At 37.4% G+C, this 6,746-nt stretch carries 5 protein-coding genes; all 5 read left to right on the forward strand.

Annotation, left to right across the window (positions count from 1 at the left end):
- The first annotated feature begins 192 nt into the window (after window positions 1–192).
- The 5 genes from QZ548_RS06645 (at window position 193) to QZ548_RS06665 (ending at window position 6,670) form a co-directional block, all read left to right on the forward strand.
- A complete protein-coding gene (locus QZ548_RS06645) occupies window positions 193–1,791 on the forward strand; it encodes an NAD(P)/FAD-dependent oxidoreductase (RefSeq protein WP_295869206.1) in 1,599 nt (532 codons plus the stop codon).
- 169 nt (window positions 1,792–1,960) lie between these two features.
- Window positions 1,961–3,313 carry a phosphoglucosamine mutase gene (glmM, locus tag QZ548_RS06650; protein ID WP_295869207.1) on the forward strand — a complete coding sequence of 451 codons (1,353 nt, stop codon included), beginning with the start codon at window positions 1,961–1,963 and terminating at the stop codon, window positions 3,311–3,313.
- Window positions 3,314–3,529: 216 nt separating this feature from the next.
- Window positions 3,530–5,083, forward strand: a complete 1,554-nt coding sequence (locus tag QZ548_RS06655; protein ID WP_295869208.1) for a hypothetical protein — start codon at window positions 3,530–3,532, stop codon at window positions 5,081–5,083.
- Between the two features lie 9 nt (window positions 5,084–5,092).
- Window positions 5,093–5,662, forward strand: a complete 570-nt coding sequence (locus QZ548_RS06660; protein WP_295869209.1) for a TerB family tellurite resistance protein — start codon at window positions 5,093–5,095, stop codon at window positions 5,660–5,662.
- Window positions 5,663–5,674: 12 nt separating this feature from the next.
- Window positions 5,675–6,670 carry a hypothetical protein gene (locus QZ548_RS06665; RefSeq protein WP_295869210.1) on the forward strand — a complete coding sequence of 332 codons (996 nt, stop codon included), beginning with the start codon at window positions 5,675–5,677 and terminating at the stop codon, window positions 6,668–6,670.
- The last annotated feature ends 76 nt before the right edge of the window (window positions 6,671–6,746 follow it).

Genomic DNA, 6,746 nt, shown 5'->3' on the forward strand with positions numbered 1-6,746 from the left:
AAGACCCTTATAGGGTCAGAGCAAACCACCCGTTCTACGGGTGGTTATGATTTATTATTCATATATTAGCTTTTTTAGTAGTGTTGTATAATAAAGATGTATAACCAATTTCTAATGGGTCAGTTATAAAGAATTTAGGTCAAATAATATAGATGTAGTCTATTCTGAAAGGATAGCTTTAATAGGTAACATATGATTAGAATAATAAATCTCCGCGTGGCCGTGACGGTTAAGTCGGATATTAAAGAGATTGTAGAAAAGAAGTATCCCCAGCTACGTGGAGCCATTGAAACAATTCACGTTGTGCGACGTGCTGTAGATGCTCGTAAAAAACCTAATATTGTATTTGTATATACTTTGTTTGTTGAGGTTCAAAAAGAAGCTCAAATTATGAAAAAATTAGGTAAACAAAAGGACGTATCTGTGTTCACTCCAGAGGATCCAGAACCTATCGTATATGGCAATGTGCCTTTAGCACATCGTCCTGTAGTAATGGGCTTTGGGCCGGCAGGTATGTTAGCGGCTTTTTACCTAGCTCGTGAAGGGTACCGTCCAATCGTTCTTGAACGAGGTCAAGATGTCGATACTCGTAGTCAAGATGTAGAAACATTTTGGAAAGAGGGCGTATTTAAGCCTGAATCGAATGTACAATTTGGCGAAGGCGGTGCAGGTACCTTCTCAGATGGTAAATTGACAACTCGCGTTACTCATCCTAGATTGCACGAGATCTCTAAATACTTTGTTGAATTTGGTGCACCTGAAGAAATCTTATATAAACATAAACCTCACGTAGGTACAGATAAGTTGCGTACCATGGTAAAAGCTATGCGTGAACGCATCATTGAGTGGGGCGGTGAAGTTCGCTTTGGCGCCAAAGTAACTGATTTGTTCATTGAAAATGATCGTATCGTTGGTGTTGAAGTTAATGGCAACGAGCGAATCGATACGACGGTTGTGCTTTCTGGTGTAGGCCATAGTGCACGTGATACGTATGAAATGCTACATAAACGCAATGTAGAAATGACAGCAAAACCATTTGCTATTGGTGTTCGTATAGAGCATGATCAAGCTGTTATCGACGAGTCCCAATATGGTGTAGAACCTTCCAGCTTGGGCCTTGGTGCCGCAGAATACTCCCTTGTGTATCACGATAAAGAAACAGGCCGTACTGCGTATAGCTTCTGTATGTGCCCAGGTGGTCAAGTTGTGGCCTCTGCATCCGAAAATGGCGGCGTTGTTGTGAATGGCATGAGCCTATATGCTCGTGATAGCGGTGTTGCGAACAGTGCTATCGTAGTTAACGTAGGCCCAGAAGATTTTGGTAATCATCCACTGGATGGTGTAGCATTCCAACGTGAATGGGAGCGCAAAGCTTATGAATTAGGTGGCTCTAACTTCCATGCACCAGCACAAACAGTAGGTCAATTTTTAGGGCTTTCACAAGCACCAAGCGTACAAGATAGCACCTATAGCTATGAACCAGGTGTAGTAAATTGCGATTTACATGATTGCTTGCCACCATTCGTAACGTCTGTATTGGAACGGGCTTTGCCATATTGGGGACGACGCATTCATGGATTTGATAATCCTGCAGCATGCATGACGGGCGTTGAAACGCGTACCTCTGCACCACTGCGCATGGGACGTAATGAAGATCGCGTTTCTCCGACTGTAGGTGGATTCTACCCTATGGGTGAAGGCGCTGGCTATGCAGGTGGCATTATGAGTGCAGCCCTTGATGGAGCCGAAACGGCTATCTTATGTATGGCAAAATATGCAAAACCTAACTAGTTAGTAGCAGAATATATTGTAAAAGAAACTACAGTATAGGTTCATATTGATACTGTAAAATAATATATCTGTATAGTATCTATATGTGTAGTGTATATATTGTGATATAATACACAACAGTGAATATATGAGGACTTGTGACTTTCACAATCCCTAGAGGAGGATAATTATGGCTCGTTTATTTGGTACAGATGGTGTACGTGGTGTTGTTAATGAATTTTTAACACCTGAATTAGCCTATCATTTAGGTCGTGCTGCGGCTACATATTTTGGTAAGGAAAAAGATCATCCTACATTCTTGATTGGTCGCGATACGCGTATTTCTGGTTCTATGCTTGAAAGTGCGTTAGCAGCAGGCATTTGCTCTGTTGGTGGCAATGTTGTCATTGCCGGTGTTATCCCAACTCCAGCAGTAGCGTACCTCGTACGTCAACAAGGTTTTGATGCGGGTGCTGTTATTTCTGCATCTCACAATCCATATCCAGATAATGGCATTAAATTCTTTGATGGCAATGGCTATAAATTGCCAGATGAAGTAGAAGATGAATTAGAAAAATATGTTCGTCAAAGTGCGGACAATGAATTGGCACGTCCTACAGGTGATGGCATCGGTACAATTGAGTACAATAGCAACTTGGCTCATTTCTACGCTCACTTTGTTCGCCACACAATCGATACATCCCTCGAAGGTTTGACTATCGTATATGATGGTGCGAACGGTGCTGCTTCTAGCGTAGGCCCTGAAATCTTGTCTGGTCTTGGCGCTAAAGTTATTAACATCAACGTAAATCCAGATGGTTTGAATATCAACCATCACTGTGGCTCTACACATATTGAAGGCTTGCAAGTGGCTGTGCAACAACACAATGCAGATCTTGGTATTGCTAACGATGGTGATGCTGACCGTTGCTTATTAGTAGATGAAAAAGGTCAAGTTCTCGATGGGGACCAAATCATGTTATTGTGTGCCCTTAAATTAAAAGAAGAAGGCAAGCTAAAAGGCGATACAGTAGTTGGGACTGTTATGAGTAATATTGGGTTCCATAAAGCAGCAGAAGAACTTGGTATGAAAACCGTGTCTACTGCAGTTGGTGACCGCTATGTATTGGAATATATGCGTGAACATGACCTCTCCGTTGGTGGGGAACAATCTGGTCACGTAATCTTCTTAGATCACAATACAACTGGTGACGGTATGTTAACAGCTGTGCAAGTAGCGGCTCTTATGAAAGAAAAAAATCAACCGCTTTCTGAGCTGGCTAGCATTATGACAAAATACCCACAAGTATTAGTAAACGTTCGCGTTGCTACAAAAACAGGCTGGGAAGACAATGATCTTATCAAAGCTGCTATTGTAACAGCTGAAGGCGAACTCGGTGATGAAGGCCGCGTTCTTGTACGTGCATCTGGTACAGAACCACTCATCCGCGTAATGGCAGAAGGTCCAGACCAAGAAGCATTACAATCCCTATGCCAAGAAATCGCTGATATTATCGGTAGAGAACAAGGGTTGGCAGAGTAACATAAAATTGAGATTAAGACCTCTGAGGTATCTAGCAGTAATTTAGATACTTTAGAGGTCTTTTTTTCTCAAAATTAATTTAATTAGATATGAGATGGAAATTCCCCATGATATTTATCTTTATTGACTGAAAAGGATTCATAAACTATAATTAACTCATCAAATATTCATGAGTTTTAAATGAAGCTTTGTGCATAGTTTATAAAGGTGTTGATTATGGAATCAAAGAAAAAGAAAGATTGTCGTGATAACTTTAGAAATGCATCTATCTCTGGTGGGATGGTAGAAACCGTTGATAGATTTGGTTCTGCAAACAAAGAGCATTTAGTTGCGTATTCTGGGATTGATAATGAACGTTCTAAAGTATTAAAAAAAGGATTAAAAAAAACAGCAAGTTCAAAAGTTAATTCTAAGTACAAATTTAAGAATGAACACCAACAAGCTGGATTTTCTGCCGAAGATAAAACAGTCGCACGTGCTAATGCAGAGGCAATTATTGAAAAACGAACAGAGCGCATGGTTCGTACTGATGATATAGGAAGAGTAAATGATCCTCTTTATGATACGGTAATTATAGATCGTGATGGCAATATAGTAGAAGGAAGTGGAACACAACTTAAATTTGTTGGTGCTGCCGAGAAAGATCCATCAGGAAAATATACTGCAAAACGTGTTGTAGATTATTTAAAAAATAGTAAAAGAGATAAGTATTGGGAAAATGATGTACCGGTAGAGATTCCATCAGATCAATATAAACCTGTTAAGGATGAATTATTAAAACAAAAAAATAGTATAAAACGACAACTTGAAAGTAAAAAAATTAGTAAAGAAACTAGAGCTAAAAAAGAATTACAACTTAAGAAATTAGAGAAAATAGAATCTAAATTGAAAAAAGGCCGAGTTTCTTCTACTGAAGCTATAGAGGCTCGTCGTAATCCTAAATTATCAACAATTAAGGACATAAATAAGTTATCGCATAGAGCTGGTTTAGAAGGTGCGAAATATGGAGCTGCTATAGGTGGTATTATGTCGATAATTAATAATACCGTAGCGGTATGCCGTGGCGAGATTAGCATGTCAGAGGCTATAAAACATGTTGCATTAGATACAGGTGTTTCGGGAGGAGTTGGCTATATTTCAACGTATACTGGTGCTGCGATAAAAGGGGTGATGCAAAATTCAAGTAATGCGTATATTAGAACTATATCTAGTACGGGGTTGCCTGGCGTTATGGTTTCCGCTACTCTTGCAAGTGGAAAAGTGTTAAATAGATATTTAAAGGGGGAAATAGATGGCGTTCAGTGTTTGCAAGAGTTAGGACAGGAGAATATGAATATGATTTCTTCTTCTTTATATGCAGTTATTGGGCAAGCACTGATTCCAATTCCTGTTGTGGGAGGGATAGTTGGCGGAATGATGGGGTATGCATTATCCTCCGCTACATTTAGTTTGCTAAAGAATGCACTAGAAGAAGAGAAATTAGCAAAAGAAAATCGAATATTGGTTGAAAAAGCTTGTGCTGAATATATTCAAAAAATGGAGTATCACAAGAAATATTTAGAAGAAATTGTAAATAAGTATTTAACTGAAGAGCTTGATTCCTTTAATAAGTCATTTTCTGGTATTTTAGATGCATTAGATATTGGTGATACAGAATGGTTTGTAGATTGTTGTAATACTATCACTGAACAATATGGTGGCAATCCACTTGGTGAGACACAAGAGGAATTTAATAAAAAAATGATTGAGAAGGATGTTTTTATATTATAGGGAGGAAAAATGTATTTATCCGGTAATGATTATGAAGTTGCGTTATACTATTTATTTATGCTTTCAGATAATAAGTTAACTGATGATGAAATGACGCTTTTTAAAAATATTTGTTTTCGTTTAGATAAGGGAGATTCCTATGAAAACATTATTAATTATTGTGACTCATTAGGTAGAGCATCTAGTTTTACTAAGTTGGAAAATGAAGAAATTGCGGAAAAATTAGCAAGTTACTATGATGATTCTAAATCTATTGATTCAAAATATTCAAAAGGTCGTCTAATTGAAATTATATGGAATCTTATCGAGCTAGCAAAGAGTGATTGTGATTATAGTGAATATGAAGAACATATGATTTTATACTTATGTGATTCATGGAATATTAGTGAGTCGATTTATAAAGAGCTGTTAGATTGCTCACGTACCATAGATTCTATTGAGTTGTATAGAAAGTGGGTTAGAGAAACATACTCTAGCAGCCAAGGTTTATTTGAAGAAGAAAAAATCATTGATAATCAATTAGATCTTATTCAAAATATGGTATCTAATTCAGCAAAAGAATTTGCTATAAATGCATAGGAGGATAATATTATGCCATTTCCATTGTTATTAATTGCTGGTGCTGCTGTTGCTGGTACTATTGGTGTAGGGAAAACTATAGATGCGATTAGTACTCAGAGTAAAGCTAACGATATAAATGAAGATGCTCAAAGTATTGTTGATTTTGCTAAAAATAAAATGTCTTTTGCAAAAACTGAGTCTGGTGAGTCCTTAAGTATGTTGGGGGATTGTAAAGTCAGAATTTTGAATTCCTCTATTCGTGATTTTGTTAATGAGTTTGGAAAATTAACAAAAGTAGAAAATAATGAATCTATTGATAAAGATTTTAGTATTACAATTGATGAAAAAGAGATTGAAGAATTAAAAGAGTTATCTATTATTGCTTCGTCGTTAGCTAAAGGAGCTGCTGGAGGAGTAGTGTCAGGAGCTGTTACAGCATTTGGTGCATATAGTGCAGCGGGAGTATTGGCATCTGCATCTACAGGAACTGCAATTGCTACATTGAGTGGTGCGGCTGCAACTAATGCCACTTTAGCATTTTTTGGAGGTGGATCAATAGCTGCTGGTGGACTTGGTGTTGCGGGTGGAACTGCCGTCTTAGGTGGGCTTGTTGCAGCTCCGGCTTTAGTGATTTTAGGTGTTGTTGCATCATCTAAAGCTAATGCAAATCTTGAGGATGCTAGATCTAACTTAGCAAAAGCAAAAGCTTTTGATTCTGAAATTAGTTTAGCTGTTACAGAATGTGTTTCTATTAGACGTGGTGCTGATATGATGAATAGATTTTTGATATCTTTGAATTCGATATTTGCACCATTAGTATCTGAAATGACGGATATAATTAATTATAATGGTACAGATTTTAGTCTATATTCAGATGAAGATAAAAAGACTATTAGAAAAGCTGGTGCATTGGCACGTAGTATTAAAGCTATTTTAAATATAGCTATTTTAAATGATGAAGGCAGATATAATTCTGATAGTACTAATCAGTTAGTTAGTATAAAAAAAGAATCTAACCTTATTTAGTTTTGTTTGAAGGTTTAGTTATGTTCTCTTGTGACAAATGTGGGTTATGCTGTAGAAATATTGATAGAATTCCAGA

The organism is uncultured Veillonella sp., from assembly GCF_915069625.1.
In the GTDB taxonomy this organism is placed as follows: Bacteria; Bacillota; Negativicutes; order Veillonellales; family Veillonellaceae; genus Veillonella.